Here is a 15,708-nt window from a genome sequence, read left to right on the forward strand (position 1 = left end):
TCCGTCGGGCCGGTTCGTCGATTTCGGCGGATCCGCTGGTGAGATGTGCGCCGTTTTGCGAAAGCAGCTCCCAGCCTGGTCATTCACAGTCGTGGAGACAAAATCCATGGTGGATGCTGCGCAGGTTTTAAGGCCAGGGATATCGTACTCCGAACAATTGCCGGCTGAGTTTGACGTATTCTACAGTAGCGGGACGCTTCAATACCTTGCGGATCCGGAACAGCTTTGGCGGGAGGCTCTGAGCAGGACAACTCGTTACGCTTATTTGGCGCGGAATGCCTTCTCGAACAGAAAGCGTTTCACCATCCAGTCGTCCCGCCTTTTTGATAACGGCGCCGGCCCGGTTCCTGACGGATTCGACAACATAGAGATACGTTATCCCCACCGGACCATTTCAGAAATATCATTAACGAGAATAGCTGATGAAATGGGCTTTGATCTGGCTGCTCGTTTTGAGGGGCGCAACAGTGGCTTGATAGGAACCCGAACCGATCTCTATGGAGCCGACCTCTTGTTCAAGAGAAGACAGTCTGACGTAGTTCAGAAAACAAAGCGGAAAACAGGGCGTCTCTTTCGAGCCGTCTTTTCCCCTGTTGCCTGATCTCAACAGCGGACAAATTCAAGTGTCCGGCTTATGCGGAATGTTGCGTTTCCATATCCGCGACGTTGAAGTGGCAAGCCGAGGCTGTCGATCTCCAGGTTGATCAACCCATGCAAAATGCGGCTGCCCGTCACCCGGCATCGCTACACACACCACAGGCCTCGCAATTCGCGGGGCCTTTTTCTTTGGAGAAGGTAAATGCCCAGAAACCCATCAACCGGCGTCTATTCCAAACCCGCCGGCACGACACCCTCCGTCGGCCAGGTCATCGACCCGGCGCCGTGGAACGCGCTGACCACCGACCTCGGCAACGAAATCACCAATTCGCTGCCGCGCGACGGTTCGGCGCCGATGATCGCACCGCTCAAAGCCGCAGGCGGAACCGTGTCCGCGCCGGGCGTCGGCTTCGCCTCGACCCCGCAGACCGGCCTCTATCTGAAAGGCGGCGGCCTGCTCGGCTTTGCCCAGAACGGCGTCGACGTTTCGTTCGATCACGCTCTGGTCTATGCGGCCAAGTCGGGCGATTACACCGCGCTCGCATCCGACGATAACGCCGTCCATCGCTTTACCGCGGGAGCCACGCTCACCCTGACCGCAGCGGCGACGCTCGGCGCAAACTGGCACTATTGCGTCATCGCCGATGGCGGGGATGTGACGATCGATCCGAATGGTTCGGAGACGATCGACGGCGCGGCCACGCTTGTCCTCAAGGACGGTTACAGCGTCGAAATCATCTGTTCCGGTGCCGCTTTCTTCACCAACAAGCTCTTCGCCAGGATCCAGAGCAAAGCCGACAGTTCGGCGGTCGGCGATTTCATTGTCGGGCTCACCCTTTCCAACAACGGCGCCAGCCCGAATACGCATATCGATTTTGCTGCAGGATCTGCCAGGACGGGATCGAGCTTCGTTTCCAGCGCAACGTCATTGACGAAGCGAGTGACGGGAACATTTGCGGCTGGCACCGGCGCTGGCGGCCTTGACGCTGGCGCCGTTGCAGCGAACGCGACCTATTTTGCCTATGCCCTGCGCAAGGACGCAGACCTGTCGTTCGACATTGTTCTCTCGACCTCGGCAACCATCGGCGGCGTCACCACAACGCTGCTCACCGGCTATAGCATCGTCAAATGCATCGGTGTGGTGTTGACCGATGCCAGCTCGCTCATCCGGCAATTCGTGATGTACCCGCGTGACGAATACACTTTCGTTACGCCGGTCAAGGACGCTGTCAACGTTGCTATCTCCACAACTTCGGCACTCCTGGCGCTGACAGTGCCGAATGGGGTGAAGGTCAAGGCCAAGCTGCGATTTGAATTCACCTCGTCGGCGGCAACTAACGCAGCCCTGCTATCGGACCCTGCTCAAGGAACGCTTGCAGGGGGTATCGGTAATGATGGCGGCAACATGGGCACCATCCAGGTCGCCAACGGACTTGCAATCGGCTGTAGCGATATCTGGACAAATACAAGCAGGCAGATCCGCCATGTGGCTGGCGCGTCCGGCACTCTCTGGCTGTGGAACGATGGTTTCTATTTCCCGTGTGGGAGGAATGCATAATGCCGCTTGTGTCACGATCGAGCGCGCCCGAGTTTCTTGCGGGGATATGCAGGCACGATCACTGGCAATAATCGATGTCGTCAGCTAATGACCTTCGAACTCGGAGGAAACCATGGCAGCCGATAAAGCATCGTACCGGAATCGCGGAGGAATTCTTCAGCGTCTCGTTACCGCCTACAAGCGATTTCGCTACTTCAGCCGCGCCGGCTCGAACCTGGTTGTCAAGCGCAGTGCTGAGTTCCGCATGGTAAAGCATGCGGTTCTTGAGGTCGGCAGCAACGTCACGATTCAAGACTATTCCTTCTTCCAACTCACGATGCCTGAGCCGAAGGTGTTTATTGGAAACAATACGGTCATCGGTCGCCGGAACATCATCACTGCCAAGAACCGCATATCCATAGGCAACGATGTGCTGATCGGCTCGGATGTCCAGATCATTGATCACGGCCACGGTATGAGGCGAGACGTTCCAATCAGGCTCCAGAAGGCTGAAATCGGCTTTGTCGAAATTGGTGATGATGTCTGGATTGGCGCGGGTGCCAAAATATTGATGAACGTCACGATAGGAACCGGCGCCGTGATCGGAGCGAATTCCGTCGTCACGGCCGATATTCCCGATTATGCCATCGCCGTTGGCTCGCCGGCGAAAGTAGTCAAATACCGCATCTAAATCGGATTCGGATTGTAAGCGGGCAGGGGGCGGTAGCTTGGCCTTGGCCAAAACGGAAAGAGGGGGCGGTTCTTCGGAGCCTTTTTTATGGATAGAAGATGATCCTCCGCTGGGTGGACAAGGACTGCGACAGCGGAACCATCACTATGCCTTCCAGACAGCCCGGAAACGGGCGTTATTTTGGATATTCGAGTAGAAATCTCTCTCGCGGGGAAAATAGGCGAGCCACGCTCAAGCTTACGTTGCAAATATGTCTGTCGTGTAGCCGACTTTGCGATGCTGCTCATGATGGTCGCTAAGTCGCCTTTGACTTACTGGTTCGCTTTGGTCTTCATTTTCAGTCGAGAAATCGGCTCTCAATTGCCCGCGCGATCTCGATTGATAGCAAATCCCTGGGGAGAGATGCTCCAGTTTGAAGCGGAAAATGCACCAGTGAATAAAAGAGAAATGAAAGCCGTCGCTTAGGCGCAAATTCAAAATCGATATAACTCAAGGCTCGCTTCGGCGGGCCTTTTGCGTTTCACAGCATCCCGGAGCCCACCCCATGCTCGTCCATAACTGGCGCGCAGTGATCAAGCACGCCTGGTCCGTCCGCCTCATGGCGCTGGCGCTGCTCTTCATTGTGCTTGAGCCCGTCATCAATTTCGTCGCTGCAACCTGGGTGTCGCGCAACCTCTACATCCAGCTCGCCATGTCGGTCGCAACGGGGCTTTTCGCCGTTGCGGCGATCGTTGCTCGCATCTTCGTTCAGCAGAAAATCTCAGGAGAATTGAATGGCAAACCGCCTGCAGAAGGGTAGTGCCGCCGCGGCCATGGCTGTGGCGCTCGTCGGCTCGTTCGAGGGATTGCGCCAGAATGCCTATCCCGATCCGGCCACGAAGGGGCAGCCATGGACGATCTGCTACGGCAGCACCAATGGCGTCAAACCCGGCGATCACAAGACTGTGGAGCAGTGCAAGGCGCTGCTGGCGCTGGAGCTCAAGACCTATGCGGGCGGCGTCGAAAGCTGCGTGCGCGTGCCGCTGCCGGATGCCCGTTTCGTGGCGCTCACCTCGTTTGCCTATAATGTCGGCGTCAAGGCGGCCTGCGGCTCGAGCGCGGTCAGGCTGATCAACCAGGGCAGGACGGCCGAGGGCTGCGAGGCGCTTTTGAAGTGGAACCGCGCCGCCGGCATCACCTTTCCGGGCCTCACCCGGCGCCGGCAGAAAGAGCGCGCCTTCTGCCTCGAGGGCATCTGATGTTCTCCCTCCTCGACACGCTCAAGATGGGCGCCGGCATCGCCGCCGGGCTGGTGCTCTATCACCTCTATGCGGTTGCGATCGGTTATCCCTCGGCGGCGCGAGAGGCGCGGGCCGGCTATATCATGTTGGCCGAGAAGACGACGGCTGAAGCGAAAGCCGCCGAGATGGAACGGCAGCGCGACGCGGCGGCCGAGGCCACCGAAGAGCACCGCAAGCGCCTGAAAGCCGCTGAGGCGTCGGAGCAGGCGGCCAGAGACACACTCGAAACCGAGATCCAATCCTATGAGCTTCAGCTTTCGGAAAAGAACCGCGCTTGCGCTGTCACTGCTGCTGATCGTCAGTGGCTGCTCCGCCACTGAGCGGCTGAACAGAGCGGCGGTGATGAAGGGGCAGGCGGCGGCCGGCATCGCGCTGCCGCCATTGCCCGATGATCTCCTGAGGCAGGAAGCGCATGCGCCTGTCGTGGAGGGCGAGCCCATCATCGCCATCCTCGCCCGCGAGCGCCAGGCGCTCGACCGCGCCAATGCCCGCCAGGGGCGCACCGTGCGCTTCTACGACGACCTCACCACCAGATATGGAACCCGCCGATGATGAATGCCATCTCGCTTGCCCTGACGTATCCGAGGGGTGGAGCTGTTCTGGCGCCACCGCCTTGGGTGCCGGATCCTGATCGCTACATGCCGGCGGCGACGCGCACGCGCTGGCCGACCGGCGCGACCGCCACGCCATGGACGTTCCCGGCCGGGCTGAATTACCAATGCACCAAGCTGTTCTTCGGCTCGCCCGACTATCCGACGAACGACTTCCTTATCCCGTTCGTCGGCTTCGCGCTGACCGAAGGCGGCAATGCGCCGCAAGAAACGCAGTCGCCGAACGCCGACACCGTGATCGACGAGGCGTTCTTCGTGATGCCGAACGGCACGGAATACCCGATCTTGTTTGGCGGTCTGGTGCCGGCGACGGTCACCGCCGCAACCGGCATTGTTTACGGGCAGGTCATGCTGCCAGTTGCTCTGCCGGCATGGTCGATCTTTGGCGTCCGGACCGTCTATCACGGCGCAGAGGGTGCGCAGCGCTGCGGCTCCTATCGCATCCAGCGCCATCGCGGCGAAAGGTATTGGGGCGCGGCCGACTTGGCGTCTGTACAGGCGCTGGCTGCCGCAAACGGGGCGTCGACGGCGGCGCTCGATCCTGACAGCCTCTACAACACGATCGGCAACGCGACGAATTCGCAGATCCAGGCTTACGGGCCCGCGCTTGTCCTGGCGAAAGGATGGGACGGCCGGCCGGTTCCACTCGTCGTCGGCGACAGCCTGATCGAGCGGCAGGAGATCGCCGCGTCGGCCGACGAGCGCGGCAACATGGGCATGATCCGGCGATGGCTCGACCAGCGTGACCAGGTATGGGGGAGCACTGTCCCGCTCGTCATGGGCGTTCCTGGTGAGCATAACGAATTCGAGCTTGCCACCAACGCGACCAAGCGATGGGTGATGATTGACGCCATCAAGACGACGTTCAACGGCGGCAAAGACATTTGGACTTTCTGCCTCGACCAGGGCGGCCGCAACGACAACAACACGACGCTTTCGCTCTGGCAGTCGCGCAAGTTCGGGCTCGATGATCGGATCATCGCCCGGTATCCCGGCGCGCATATGGTGGGCACGACCATTCTGCCGACCTTGGCGGGATCGTCGGATAGCGGCCGCACGGTCGCCGGCTACAGCGCGACGTCGGCGCTGTGGAACCCGGTCACGGGCACGCTCGCCAGCATGAACGCGTCACTCATCGCATCGTCGCGGTTCGCCAAGACGATTGATATCGTGCCGGCCTTCATGTCGGACAGTGATCCGACGAAGGGATCGGCGGCCGAATTGACGCCGCTCGGCAACGTCATCGGCCATCCCGGCAACCAAGACGGGGTGACGGCATGGGACACGATGCGCCTGCCAAACACGACGAAGCTCGGCGCGCGCATCATGTTCGAGTATCAGACTGGGCTCTGGACCAGCCGGACGCTGGTAGACCGAACGGATTTGGGAGACGGCACGGCGAACTACCGCGTCGCCGAAGTGCTGGCGACCAACGTGCAGGATAACGCCGCCCTGCTCGGTCACGCCTATACGGCCGCCGATTTCGTTCACCCGGCTCTCTACGGCGTCCTGCGTTTCGTCAGCCGCCTGCCTCAATCGCACAAGGCGAAGTTCTATCCATGACATCAAACGACGATATTCTCCGCGCTCTCGGGCGCGTCGAGGGAAGGCTGACCGGCATCGAGGAAAACGTCGCACTGCTGCGCAACGAGGTCAGCGACGAAAAGGCCAATGCTCACGACAGCCGCGCCGTGATCCACACCCGGCTCGACGAGCAGGCAAGGCAGATCGCACATCTCGATACCAGGGCAGCGATCAGCGGCGGTGTCGACGCCCAGATCCGCGAGGAGATCAAGGGCCTCAAGGAGACCGTCGAGAAGAACCAGGAGACGGTGGCGCCGGCGCTGGAAGAATGGAAACGGATGAAATCGATCGGCTACGGGATATCGGGGCTGATTGCCTTTGCCGGCCTGACGGTCGGCGGGATGATTGCCTATGCGAGCGACGGTGCGGTGGCAGCGCTGAGGCATTGGTTGAAGATCAGTTGAGCCCGCCCAAGTTACTGCGCTGCTAGGCGATCGACACCTTTTTGCTGAACAGGGAGTAAGTAACACCAAAATTTAGACTTTGCTAACGAACCAATTCGCATCGTGCTGGTTTTCCTCTCAGGAGGAAACGGTCATGAAAAGCATGAGCAATCGCCAAGTTCGCATCCCCGGTCCGCGGGAGCATGATGTCGCAGAACATTGCCGCAAGTTCGGGATCGGTCCGGCCGAGGAGAAGAAGCTGAAGAAACTTCTCGGGGCTCGGGCGCCGCTGCATGAAATCCAGGCCAATGCGCCGCCGAGACAGCCGCGGTGGCGTTAGCAACGGTCGCGGTTCAGGCGGATGATGTGACTTGTTTCACGCTGCGTTACGGTGATGATTCAAAGATTGAGCGAACCGCGGAAAGGCGAGGGGAGATGATCCTGTTTTCCGGTCTCTGCGGCCGATTCTGTTGCTCAGGCAGGGCCGTTTATGGTGATTATCCCGCGAAATCCGCTGAAAGCCCCGCTTCGCCGGGGTTTTTTGTTGGGGCGGTGAGGCGCTTTCGTTTTTCGTCGGCGCGCAAGGATACCAGTCTAACGATTGAAGCGGAGCGAAGCAATTTTCGCTTGTTCCTCCGACCTGCTTGCGGGAGCAAAGGCTCATCTGCGGAGCCGATATGGGCGGAACTTCCGGCAAATACTGACGTTGTGGCCGACGGACCGCGTAGCAGGTCTCGTCTCCTGTACCAACTGCTACCCCTGCAGTCGCTGCGCGGTCCACTCCCACATCTCTCATGGCGGAAGTGCTTTTGCGACCGGCCCTCGCAGCCCGAGGCGCGAGCCGACAAATCCGATCAATACCGGAGTTGGCGCGACAGCATGAGGATGTAATCGTCGGCGATATCGGCGATCACCATTGCGGCCTCCGCCGGCGGATAGCCCCTGCTGACGGCTTCACCGAGGATCTTCATGACGAGAGGTTCAAGCGCTTCCCGGCAGTCGGCGAGAGTTTCGACATGCGGGCATTTGGGACGAAATTCCAAGACGACGCTCATGACTTACCCTTCTTATGATCGCGCTCGGCCCCTATGCATTGAGGCCAGCCTCTCAACTAAGAGGCGGGCCACGGTTCCGGCGAATTGCTTCAGGAAGATGTTATCCTGAAGATACGATGGCATAGCGCCTGATGTATTCAAGCGTATGCTGATATTAAGGTAAGCCAGTAGGGTTAATTCGTCCACTGAATCGTGGGCATAGCAAGCAGGTGCCGGGAGCTGTTGGAGTCCCGTCCGGCAACGCCGCCCAGCCTCAGGCGCTGATGCGGCGGCCGGCCTTATCAGCCTCTTTGCGATTGGCGCCATATTTTTCGATGATGTCTTTGGCATCCTCGTTGGAAATCCGGTGTTTCTTTGCGAAGTAGATGACGTCGTAGGGTCCGTCGGTCGCAGCCGCGTTCTTCGTTTTGTCATTGGTCATGATTTTTCCTTTCATGGAAATGTCGAGCTGACTGGCGCGTCATGTCAGGACACGCCAGCATCATGGTCTCGTCAGGATTTGAGAGTCGGCGTCACGTCAACGTCAGCCGGATAGGCTTTGTTCCGGTTAGCGATGAGACCGGGACGTCGTGTGTTTTTTCCAGATCTGGGTTGCCTGAGCTGCGGTGCTGGTCTCGTGAAATCGCAGCAGGTGAAGCCCTTCCGCCCTTCGTTTTTCGTCGAAGGCGCTGTTTTCGTAGTCGGAGCCTTCGACGATGCTTTCGCTTTGAAGAACGGCCTTCAGCTCCTGTACGAAGTGGCCGGTGATGTTGAAAAGCGTTTCGTTCTCGGGTGCGTGGTCCATGGTTTCCCTTTGGGTGGTCGCGTGCCATTAAACGCGATGCCGGCTCAGCAAGCCGCGTTGGTAAAAAGCATCAAGCAATCCGCGCCCCTATGGGAAGGCTGGTATCGGACAGCGCTTGGCCGTGTCTGTCTGGAGTTCCATATATCGTGCAGCAACGCCACCCTGCGAGTCGAGGGGCATGGCAGGTCTGAGGGCTGCACCTTAAACCAATCGTCTCGCCGATGCCATGCCAAAGGAGAGATCGAAAACAGGGCGCGCGCCGGCTCGGTTTATGCTTTCCGGGTCGAGGCAAGCGATCCGCGTTCTCGCAGTTTACTGCAGGAGAGAGAGCAGGCGCGGAAGATGCGTTTCGGTCTTGCCGGGCCGATGGCACAGCTCGCGGAGCGCGGGCTCCCCGTGACATGCTGTTCTAGTGAAAATCTTCGGCCTTGAGCGTGAAATTGTTTCCACGTCGATGCCGATAGGCTCTCGATGCGGCTTCCTGAATGGAAGAACGCGCGGCATCGAAGGCACTAAGATAGGCGGCCTCCGAAGAACTCTGCGTAATGGCACTGCCGAGTGCGCCTTCTTCGACCAGGAACCGGACCTCGAACATGCCGTCATAGCCGCTGAAGCGCACGCCTTTTCGCACTTGGTCGAAGCTCCGGCTTCGGTTTGGAAAGATAAGTGCCATGGCGGTCGATCCTTGGAAGTGGGCGCGGGCGTTGTGCGGGCCTTGGGGCCGGCGATGATCCTGGATGCACTCGGAGAAGGAGGAGCTTGATGCCAAAGCCTCTCGGCATGTCCGACCGCCGACCGATTCTAATGGGCGACCGATCTTAATGGATGGTCTGCACAATGACCCTGTTCTCCAGCAAGGCCTCCGATGTCCTGATCAAGCGCACAGTGCTGGCGATAACCTGGTCGGAATATACAGGGTCCGCACGGGAAATTTCATCCGTCATATCGCGGAGAACGCTGTTTATCTCAAGCAGAGACGGCACAAGGTCGAGCAATCCATCAGCCGCCAGCCCGTAAGTCAGGCGGCCGATAACCTCACTGAGGTGATCTATAAGCGCACGCCTTTCGGAAACCGCCAATGCCGAAGGCCTTGTGAGGGTCGCTTCACCGTTGAACTGCATGATGCGTATCCTCCTTTCTCTGAAATGGGTTTTACGACGACATTATCAATGGCTGCCGGCGAATGAGGTTGCGGCCATATGGCAAAGAGCGCAAGCTGAGCGATCGGCGGGCACGATAAGGGCACCGCCGCTTGGGGCGCGCGTGAACCCTAGCCCCAATAAAGGAGGACTTCATGTCTTCCACATCTGATCCGTTTTTCGATGTCACCAATTTGCGAATGCTGGAGCGCATTCTTCGAAAGGCCGGTTTCCGTGGCGGCGAAACTTATGCGATTGATATCAGCGAGATCAGCGCGACGAGTTTCCTCATTCATTGTTTCCAGATTGGAATCGTCGATGAGGCGGCGCTGAGATCGGCGTTGAGAATGTATCTTGCAACCCAGTTGAGTTCAGGGCCGCTCACTCAAGCAATCGAAGACGCGTCCTTTGTAAGATGGCAGGATGACGGCGGCGCTCCGCCGAAGGCCTATCGGATTGGCCGGTATACGGCACCCACGGGTGCCAACCCATCGCGGCGACCGCTCGGCTATCGCTTCCCAAAAACCAGGCTGCCTGAACGATGATCGGTGCGTACCGCCGCTCACTGCGGCGGCATTCAGCACGCACCCAAGAGGGTGATCTCCCGACGCATCAGCAATTCGACGCAATAGATTGGCAAGAGCTGAACGCGAGGGGGTTCGGTTGGTCGAAAGCCCGCTCTCACGGGCTTTCCTTTGACTTCGAGCCGTCAGGCCGCACCGAACGGCACGGCGACGAAGGTCTTGCCGCCATCGCGTTCGACGAGCAGCAGCACCGATTTGCGGCCAGCCTTGCCGGCCTCGGCAATCGCGGTCTTGACATCGCGGGTGCTGTGAACCGGTCTGTCGTTGACCGAGACGATGACATCGCCCGACTGGATGCCGGCGGCCGCGGCCGACTTGTCGGGATCGACGCTGGCGACCACCGCGCCGCTGACGGCGCGCGGCAGGTTGAGCTGCTGGCGCACGTCTGGCGTCAGGTCGGCAAGGCCGATGCCGAGGCTCGGCTGGCCGCTGCTCTCGCCCTTGCTGTCCGAGCTTTCGGCAGCGGCCTGTTTCTGACCGTCCTCATTGCCGCCGACGGTGACGTTGAGATCGATCGTCTTGCCGTCACGCCAGATGCCGAGAGATTTTTTGGCGCCCGGCGAAAGATCGGCGACCAGCCGCGACAGGTCCTTCGGCGTCTTGACGCTCTCGCCGCCGACCGAGGTGATAATATCGCCCGGCTTCACGCCGGCATGGGCCGCCGGCGTATCGGCGGTGACGGCGGCAACCAGTGCGCCGCCTGTTTTGTCGAGGCCGACGGCATCGGCGACGTCTTTCGTCACCGGTTGGATCTGCACGCCGAGATAGCCGTGATCGATCGAGCCGTCCTTCTGCAGCTTGGCGACGATCGCCTTGGCCTCGTCGGACGGAATGGCGAAGCCGACGCCGACACTGCCGCCGTTCGGCGAATAGATCGCGGTGTTGATGCCGACGACATTGCCGCTGCGGTCGACGAGTGGCCCGCCTGAGTTGCCATGGTTGATCGGCGCGTCGATCTGGATGAAATCGTCATAGGGCCCGCTGTGCAGGTCGCGGCCGCGCGCCGAGACGATGCCCGCCGTCACCGTGGTGCCGATGCCGAAGGGGTTGCCGATCGCCAGGATCTGGTCGCCGAGCTTCAGCCTGTCGGAATCGCCCCAGGCAATGGTCTGCAGCGGTTTGGGCGCCTCTATCTTCAAGACGGCGACATCGGATTTCGGGTCGGTGCCGATCAGCTTGGCCGGCAGTTCCGTGCCGTCATCCAGCGTCACCTTGATGTCGACGGCATTGTCGATGACATGGTTGTTGGTGACAACAACGCCGTCCGGGCTGATGATGAAGCCGGAGCCGAGCGCCATCGCCTGCTGCGAGGGCCGGTTTTTCGGCTGCTGGCGCGGCAACGGGATGCCCTGATCCTCGAAGAACTGGCGGAACTGCTCGTCCATCGGCGACTGCTGCTGGTCGGCGCTGACATCGGTCGCCTTCATGGTCGTGGTGATGGTGACGACGGCAGGCTTGTCGGCCTCGACGACGGAGGCGAAGGAGCCGCTGGCGGCGAGAATGCCCCCGGCATCGGCAGGTGCGGCAACGGCGTTCGCCGCGTTGATGGTAAACGGCAGGCATGCCGCGCCGGCGATGATGGCAGCCCCGATGAGGGCAGCAGTGCGATGTTTGCGGAGGATGTGTGACATGGTGATGGTCCGTTGCGAGAGCGTTGGGTTTTGATGGCGTCGTGGTTCCATGGCGTATGGGTCGATGTCTTGGGACCTGGCGTCGGATGGCGGTGGCGCCAATTCATCTCATCGCAGCGCAGTCGTCGGGGTGGCGACCGGGCGAATGCAAGAATTCGCGCTCGGGATTCATATGATCGCGGCCAGCGGATTTACAAATTAAATATTGATCATCTTTATATTGCCGATTTGTAAGAAATGACCGGAATTTAATCTTTGTACCGAAGACTTTAGGGCCGGGTGCCGCGTGCCGGAAATTCCGGCTGGGACGTTGTTTCGCAGCGGCTTCTTCGCAGCGATTTCCTTCGCAAATAAATGGACTTATTCCAGGGCGCGGTGATCCGGTTGCCGCCTGCGTCCGTAATTTTGCCGATAGACGATCGCGCCGCCGTTTCCGAAAGTTCTATTCCCGGAATCTGTTGCGAATATAAAATGTTAGTAGACTCTAAATTATTTATTCTTCAGAAAGTGAAGACTGCGAATCGGGGCAGCTGAGTCTCGCGGTGGCATATGAGGGGCGATGAATAAGGCAGTGGAGCGGGGGCGCAACAGCAAGCGCGGCGCGCATGTGACGTTGAGCGATGTGGCGAAGAAGGTGGGCGTCAGCCCGATCACCATCTCGCGTGCGCTTCGCAATCCTCAGATCGTCTCGGAGGATCTGCGCGAGGTGATCCTGCGCACGGTCGAGCAAATGGGTTATATCCCCAATCTCGCCGCTCGCGCCCTGGCCGGCCGCCACAACGGCATCGTCGGCGTCATCACGCCGGCCTTGCACCAATACGGCTTCACCGGCCTGATGGTCGGCATCGAGGATCGCTTCCGCGACACCGAATTCACCGTGCAATATGCCAATACTTTGAATCATGCCGAGGGGGAGGCCGGCCTGCTGAAATCCTTCCTGACGCAGAAGCCGGCCGGCGTCATCATCGCCGGCGCCGAATCCTATCGCGATCTTCTGCCGCTGATCGAGCGCGCCGCCTGTCCCATCGCCCATATCACCGATCTCAGCCAGGAACCGCAGAAGCTGGTCGTCGGCCTCGATCATTATACGGCGGGTGCTGAACCCACCCGTTTCCTTCTGTCGAGGGGCTATAACAGGATCGCTTTCTTCGGGCGCGGTGCCGATGTCCGCTCGCGCCGCCGCATCGAAGGTTATGAGGCTGTGATGCGGGACGCCGGGCGTTTCGACCCCGATCTCATCATCGGCGGGGAGGCGGCAAGCCGCACCGGCCTCGGCAGGGAGCTGTTTTCCCGCCTGTTGCAGCGCGTGCCCGATGTCGATGCCGTCTTTGCCCAGAGCGACGAACTGGCGCTCGGCGTCCTCATCGAATGCAAGGCGCGCGGCATCCGCGTGCCTGAGGATCTCGGCATCTGCGGCTTCAACGATCTGGAGTTCTCGGCCTTCATCGAGCCGTCGCTGACGACGGTGCACATACCGCGCTACGATATCGGCTACCGCGTCGCCGACATGCTGCTGCGCGCCGTCCGCGACGAGCCGGCCGATGAAGACAAGGCCGACCTCGGCTTTACCATTATTCCCCGGGGTTCGACGCGGTAATCTGGGGTAGGACACCGCGATAAACAGAGGTGGAGCCAGCCTTGCCGAAGCCTGCGCTAGGCATCGCCGGGATTATTCCGTATACGGTCAGAATGGCAATCACTATGCTGAAAAATGGATAAGGTCGGCCTGTCTTTTGACAGAATGCGCACCTTTGTTCGCGTCGCCGAGCGCGGCAACCTGTCGATGGTCGCAAGGGAGCTGGATGTCGGCCAATCCACCGTGACGCGGCACCTCAATGAACTTGAGGAGGCTGTCGGGGTGCCGCTTCTCAGCCGCACCACCCGTCGCGTCACCCTGACCGAGGAAGGCAGCCGCTATTATACCAACTGCCTGCAGATATTGCGCCTGGTCGAACAGGCTGCTGAAGAAGCGAGAGATGCACGTCAGGCCCCCGCTGGCGCCGTTCGCCTTTCCTGTACGGCAGCGCTTGGCGTCATGCATGTCACGCGAATGATCTTTGAGTTTCAGGACAGGCATCCGGATATCCGCGTCGACCTCAACCTGACGGACGAGCGTATCGACCTGGTGCGCGAGGGCGTTGACGTGGCGCTCCGTCTTGGGCCTCTCGCCGACAGCTCGATGAAGCTTCATGCGATCGGAGAGAGCCAGCGGCTGCTGGTCGGCGCCCCTGCCTATCTGTCCGCCCGCGGACGGCCGCAGCGCCCGACTGATCTGTCGCGCTACGAAACCGTCGTGATGTCCAACGTGGCAGGCAGCAATCAGCTGCTTCTTTCCGCTCCCGATGGCACCAGCCTGATGATCCCGGTCAGCGGTCGGTTGCGCGTCGATCACGGGCTTGCGGCGCGCGAAGCCCTTGCCGCCGGACGCGGCATTGGTCCCACACATCTCTGGCTGGTTCACGACCTGCTGGACGACGGCCGGCTGGAGATCGTGCTTGGCGACTATCGGCCTTCGCCGGTTCCGGTGAGCCTGCTGATTGTTCCGGAGCGTGCGGCCATTGCCCGCGTTCGGCTCCTCGTCGACTTTTTGGCCGCCGAGGTTGCCAAGCTGCCGGGAATCCGGCCGTCGTAAGCCTCTTGTTTTCAGGCATCCCGTTATCGCAAAACCGCTGCCGCACTTTTGCGAGCCATGCTTCAACCTGCGAAAGACCGCTTGTCGCCGCGCCACCCTGTCGTCCGCAGAAACTGCTCCCAGTCGAGCGTCCCGGGATTCAGGCGACGGCTCCATTCGAGATCGTGCTCCTTGCCGAAATAGCCATACTCGACAGCATATTCGACCATCCCGAGAAGCTCTCGAACGAAGGATTCGTTGGCGGCGAACTCGGGAAAATAGGCAAGCAGGCCGTCCCTGGTGAAAGCGTTTCGATACTCGGCCTTGAGGCCGGTCACGCGTTGAAAGGTTTCGACCATCTCGCGCGGGGAAATGATATCGCCGACGATCGGAAGCGTTTTGCCATTGTAGCGCTCGGGGTTGGAGAAGATCTCGAGGACAACAGGCCCGGTCGCCGTCAGCGGATCGACAAAAGGTGCGGCGAAATCTTCAGGCAGATAGATCGGCAGGAGCAATGTGTCGCCTTCCATCCGCGGCGCATAATATTCGAGAAGGTTGGTGTAGAAGAATGCCAGCATGATGAAGGAATGCGAGATCGGCAGGCCGCGAATGTAGTCCGCAACGCGCGCTTTGTCGGTAAAATGCGGCGCATATTTCGTCCCGCCGGTGATCGTGTCGACATTCTCGAGCGTGCTGAAAACAATGTGCCCGACGCCGGCCTCCACGGCCGCATCCGCCAGCTGCCGGCCGAGAGGAGCCTCGCTGGTCTCCGGCGGGACGATCGGCGGCGTCATCAGAAAGGCGCCATCCGCGCCCTTGAATGCTGCAACGAGCTCCTTCTGACGGCCGAGTTCGAGAGGCACGACGGCGATTTCCGCGCCGAGTTTCTCGAGACGCAAAGCTTCGGGCGAATCCTTTCTCCGTGTGAAAGCACGAACGCGGAACCGCTGGCTTTGAAGAAGTGTCGCAACGACGCTGCGGCCCTGTTTGCTCGTCGCACCCGTCACTGCGATCAGCGGCTTGTTGTCTGTAGACATAGCGTCATCCTTTCCCTGTCATTTGCCGCCGACCAGAGTGGCAGGCGTCTTTACAAGGCAGCGCAGTCGGTCCGTGCCGACAGCCGCCTCGACGGTGGGGACTCTATCGAAACAGGTACTATGGCTGTAGATGGCCGAAATGCATAAGATAATGCCGTTTTGTGGATAAGTGGCGCCGATACGT

20 protein-coding genes are annotated in these 15,708 nt (G+C 60.1%); 13 read left to right on the plus strand and 7 right to left on the minus strand.

What is annotated here, in order from left to right; genetic code table 11:
* The first annotated feature begins 106 nt into the window (after positions 1-106).
* The 10 genes from FHX14_RS33230 to FHX14_RS29430 all read left to right on the plus strand — a co-directional run bounded on the left by FHX14_RS33230 (position 107) and on the right by FHX14_RS29430 (position 7,023).
* Positions 107-601 (plus strand): hypothetical protein, encoded by a 495-nt coding sequence (locus FHX14_RS33230; RefSeq protein ID WP_246713494.1) that lies wholly within the window; start codon positions 107-109, stop codon positions 599-601.
* A 198-nt stretch (positions 602-799) separates the two neighbouring features.
* On the plus strand, positions 800-2,155 hold the full coding sequence (locus FHX14_RS29390; protein ID WP_184380514.1) for a hypothetical protein: 1,356 nt from the start codon (positions 800-802) through the stop codon (positions 2,153-2,155).
* Positions 2,156-2,267: 112 nt separating this feature from the next.
* Positions 2,268-2,825, plus strand: coding sequence for an acyltransferase (locus FHX14_RS29395; RefSeq protein ID WP_184380516.1), 558 nt, complete (start codon positions 2,268-2,270; stop codon positions 2,823-2,825).
* A 544-nt stretch (positions 2,826-3,369) separates the two neighbouring features.
* Positions 3,370-3,624 (plus strand): hypothetical protein, encoded by a 255-nt coding sequence (locus FHX14_RS29400; RefSeq protein WP_184380518.1) that lies wholly within the window; start codon positions 3,370-3,372, stop codon positions 3,622-3,624.
* A complete protein-coding gene (locus tag FHX14_RS29405; RefSeq protein WP_184380520.1) occupies positions 3,599-4,063 on the plus strand; it encodes a lysozyme in 465 nt (154 codons plus the stop codon). Before FHX14_RS29400 ends, FHX14_RS29405 begins: the two co-directional genes overlap by 26 nt.
* Positions 4,063-4,425, plus strand: a complete 363-nt coding sequence (locus FHX14_RS29410) for a hypothetical protein (RefSeq protein WP_184380522.1) — start codon at positions 4,063-4,065, stop codon at positions 4,423-4,425. The genes FHX14_RS29405 and FHX14_RS29410 overlap by 1 nt, the downstream gene beginning before the upstream one ends.
* A gap of 19 nt (positions 4,426-4,444) precedes the next feature.
* On the plus strand, positions 4,445-4,657 hold the full coding sequence (locus FHX14_RS29415) for a hypothetical protein (protein ID WP_184380523.1): 213 nt from the start codon (positions 4,445-4,447) through the stop codon (positions 4,655-4,657).
* Positions 4,654-6,279, plus strand: a complete 1,626-nt coding sequence (locus FHX14_RS29420; protein ID WP_184380524.1) for a hypothetical protein — start codon at positions 4,654-4,656, stop codon at positions 6,277-6,279. Before FHX14_RS29415 ends, FHX14_RS29420 begins: the two co-directional genes overlap by 4 nt.
* On the plus strand, positions 6,276-6,704 hold the full coding sequence (locus tag FHX14_RS29425; protein ID WP_012556938.1) for a hypothetical protein: 429 nt from the start codon (positions 6,276-6,278) through the stop codon (positions 6,702-6,704). Before FHX14_RS29420 ends, FHX14_RS29425 begins: the two co-directional genes overlap by 4 nt.
* Before the next feature lie 133 nt (positions 6,705-6,837).
* The gene (locus FHX14_RS29430; RefSeq protein WP_012556939.1) at positions 6,838-7,023 is read left to right on the plus strand and encodes a hypothetical protein; all 186 of its coding nucleotides are present in this window, start codon (positions 6,838-6,840) and stop codon (positions 7,021-7,023) included.
* Positions 7,024-7,537: 514 nt separating this feature from the next.
* On the opposite strand, the gene FHX14_RS29435 is transcribed toward FHX14_RS29430, so the two are convergent.
* From FHX14_RS29435 to FHX14_RS29455, 5 genes are all read right to left on the minus strand, one after another.
* A complete protein-coding gene (locus FHX14_RS29435; protein ID WP_003587906.1) occupies positions 7,538-7,738 on the minus strand; it encodes a hypothetical protein in 201 nt (66 codons plus the stop codon).
* 253 nt (positions 7,739-7,991) lie between these two features.
* On the minus strand, positions 7,992-8,159 hold the full coding sequence (locus FHX14_RS29440; protein WP_003587904.1) for a hypothetical protein: 168 nt from the start codon (positions 8,157-8,159) through the stop codon (positions 7,992-7,994).
* Between the two features lie 126 nt (positions 8,160-8,285).
* Positions 8,286-8,522: a hypothetical protein gene (locus FHX14_RS29445; RefSeq protein WP_184380525.1), complete on the minus strand. Its 237-nt coding sequence runs from the start codon at positions 8,520-8,522 to the stop codon at positions 8,286-8,288.
* Between the two features lie 409 nt (positions 8,523-8,931).
* Positions 8,932-9,195 (minus strand): DUF1488 domain-containing protein, encoded by a 264-nt coding sequence (locus FHX14_RS29450; RefSeq protein ID WP_003587901.1) that lies wholly within the window; start codon positions 9,193-9,195, stop codon positions 8,932-8,934.
* 145 nt (positions 9,196-9,340) lie between these two features.
* Positions 9,341-9,643, minus strand: coding sequence for a hypothetical protein (locus tag FHX14_RS29455; protein ID WP_003587899.1), 303 nt, complete (start codon positions 9,641-9,643; stop codon positions 9,341-9,343).
* A gap of 173 nt (positions 9,644-9,816) precedes the next feature.
* On the opposite strand from FHX14_RS29455, the gene FHX14_RS29460 reads away from it, so the two are divergent.
* The gene (locus tag FHX14_RS29460) at positions 9,817-10,206 is read left to right on the plus strand and encodes a hypothetical protein (protein WP_003587898.1); all 390 of its coding nucleotides are present in this window, start codon (positions 9,817-9,819) and stop codon (positions 10,204-10,206) included.
* Between the two features lie 164 nt (positions 10,207-10,370).
* Here the strand turns inward: FHX14_RS29460 and FHX14_RS29465 are convergent, their stop codons facing one another.
* Entirely contained in the window at positions 10,371-11,876 is a 1,506-nt protein-coding gene (locus FHX14_RS29465) for a DegQ family serine endoprotease (RefSeq protein WP_184380527.1), read from the minus strand.
* A gap of 559 nt (positions 11,877-12,435) precedes the next feature.
* Here FHX14_RS29465 and FHX14_RS29470 point away from each other — a divergent pair.
* Both FHX14_RS29470 and FHX14_RS29475 read left to right on the plus strand, forming a co-directional pair.
* Entirely contained in the window at positions 12,436-13,473 is a 1,038-nt protein-coding gene (locus tag FHX14_RS29470) for a LacI family DNA-binding transcriptional regulator (protein ID WP_184380529.1), read from the plus strand.
* Positions 13,474-13,587: 114 nt separating this feature from the next.
* A complete protein-coding gene (locus tag FHX14_RS29475; RefSeq protein WP_184380532.1) occupies positions 13,588-14,508 on the plus strand; it encodes a LysR family transcriptional regulator in 921 nt (306 codons plus the stop codon).
* A gap of 62 nt (positions 14,509-14,570) precedes the next feature.
* Here the strand turns inward: FHX14_RS29475 and FHX14_RS29480 are convergent, their stop codons facing one another.
* Positions 14,571-15,524: an NmrA/HSCARG family protein gene (locus FHX14_RS29480; protein WP_184380533.1), complete on the minus strand. Its 954-nt coding sequence runs from the start codon at positions 15,522-15,524 to the stop codon at positions 14,571-14,573.
* Positions 15,525-15,708: the final 184 nt, after the last annotated feature.

Source organism: Rhizobium sp. BK619, assembly GCF_014195245.1.
GTDB classification, from domain to species: Bacteria; Pseudomonadota; Alphaproteobacteria; order Rhizobiales; family Rhizobiaceae; genus Rhizobium; species Rhizobium acidisoli.

Excerpts from the sequence above, each read along its gene's own strand:
- FHX14_RS33230 (WP_246713494.1), top strand. The coding sequence starts at position 107 with ATGGTGGATGCTGCGCAGGTTTTAAGGCCAGGGATATCGTACTCCGAA.
- FHX14_RS29390 (WP_184380514.1), top strand. The coding sequence starts at position 800 with ATGCCCAGAAACCCATCAACCGGCGTCTATTCCAAACCCGCCGGCACG.
- FHX14_RS29395 (WP_184380516.1), top strand. The coding sequence starts at position 2,268 with ATGGCAGCCGATAAAGCATCGTACCGGAATCGCGGAGGAATTCTTCAG.
- FHX14_RS29400 (WP_184380518.1), top strand. The coding sequence starts at position 3,370 with ATGCTCGTCCATAACTGGCGCGCAGTGATCAAGCACGCCTGGTCCGTC.
- FHX14_RS29405 (WP_184380520.1), top strand. The coding sequence starts at position 3,599 with ATGGCAAACCGCCTGCAGAAGGGTAGTGCCGCCGCGGCCATGGCTGTG.
- FHX14_RS29410 (WP_184380522.1), top strand. The coding sequence starts at position 4,063 with ATGTTCTCCCTCCTCGACACGCTCAAGATGGGCGCCGGCATCGCCGCC.
- FHX14_RS29420 (WP_184380524.1), top strand. The coding sequence starts at position 4,654 with ATGATGAATGCCATCTCGCTTGCCCTGACGTATCCGAGGGGTGGAGCT.
- FHX14_RS29425 (WP_012556938.1), top strand. The coding sequence starts at position 6,276 with ATGACATCAAACGACGATATTCTCCGCGCTCTCGGGCGCGTCGAGGGA.
- FHX14_RS29430 (WP_012556939.1), top strand. The coding sequence starts at position 6,838 with ATGAAAAGCATGAGCAATCGCCAAGTTCGCATCCCCGGTCCGCGGGAG.
- FHX14_RS29435 (WP_003587906.1), bottom strand. The coding sequence starts at position 7,738 with ATGAGCGTCGTCTTGGAATTTCGTCCCAAATGCCCGCATGTCGAAACT.
- FHX14_RS29440 (WP_003587904.1), bottom strand. The coding sequence starts at position 8,159 with ATGACCAATGACAAAACGAAGAACGCGGCTGCGACCGACGGACCCTAC.
- FHX14_RS29445 (WP_184380525.1), bottom strand. The coding sequence starts at position 8,522 with ATGGACCACGCACCCGAGAACGAAACGCTTTTCAACATCACCGGCCAC.
- FHX14_RS29450 (WP_003587901.1), bottom strand. The coding sequence starts at position 9,195 with ATGGCACTTATCTTTCCAAACCGAAGCCGGAGCTTCGACCAAGTGCGA.
- FHX14_RS29455 (WP_003587899.1), bottom strand. The coding sequence starts at position 9,643 with ATGCAGTTCAACGGTGAAGCGACCCTCACAAGGCCTTCGGCATTGGCG.
- FHX14_RS29460 (WP_003587898.1), top strand. The coding sequence starts at position 9,817 with ATGTCTTCCACATCTGATCCGTTTTTCGATGTCACCAATTTGCGAATG.
- FHX14_RS29465 (WP_184380527.1), bottom strand. The coding sequence starts at position 11,876 with ATGTCACACATCCTCCGCAAACATCGCACTGCTGCCCTCATCGGGGCT.
- FHX14_RS29470 (WP_184380529.1), top strand. The coding sequence starts at position 12,436 with ATGAATAAGGCAGTGGAGCGGGGGCGCAACAGCAAGCGCGGCGCGCAT.
- FHX14_RS29475 (WP_184380532.1), top strand. The coding sequence starts at position 13,588 with ATGGATAAGGTCGGCCTGTCTTTTGACAGAATGCGCACCTTTGTTCGC.
- FHX14_RS29480 (WP_184380533.1), bottom strand. The coding sequence starts at position 15,524 with ATGTCTACAGACAACAAGCCGCTGATCGCAGTGACGGGTGCGACGAGC.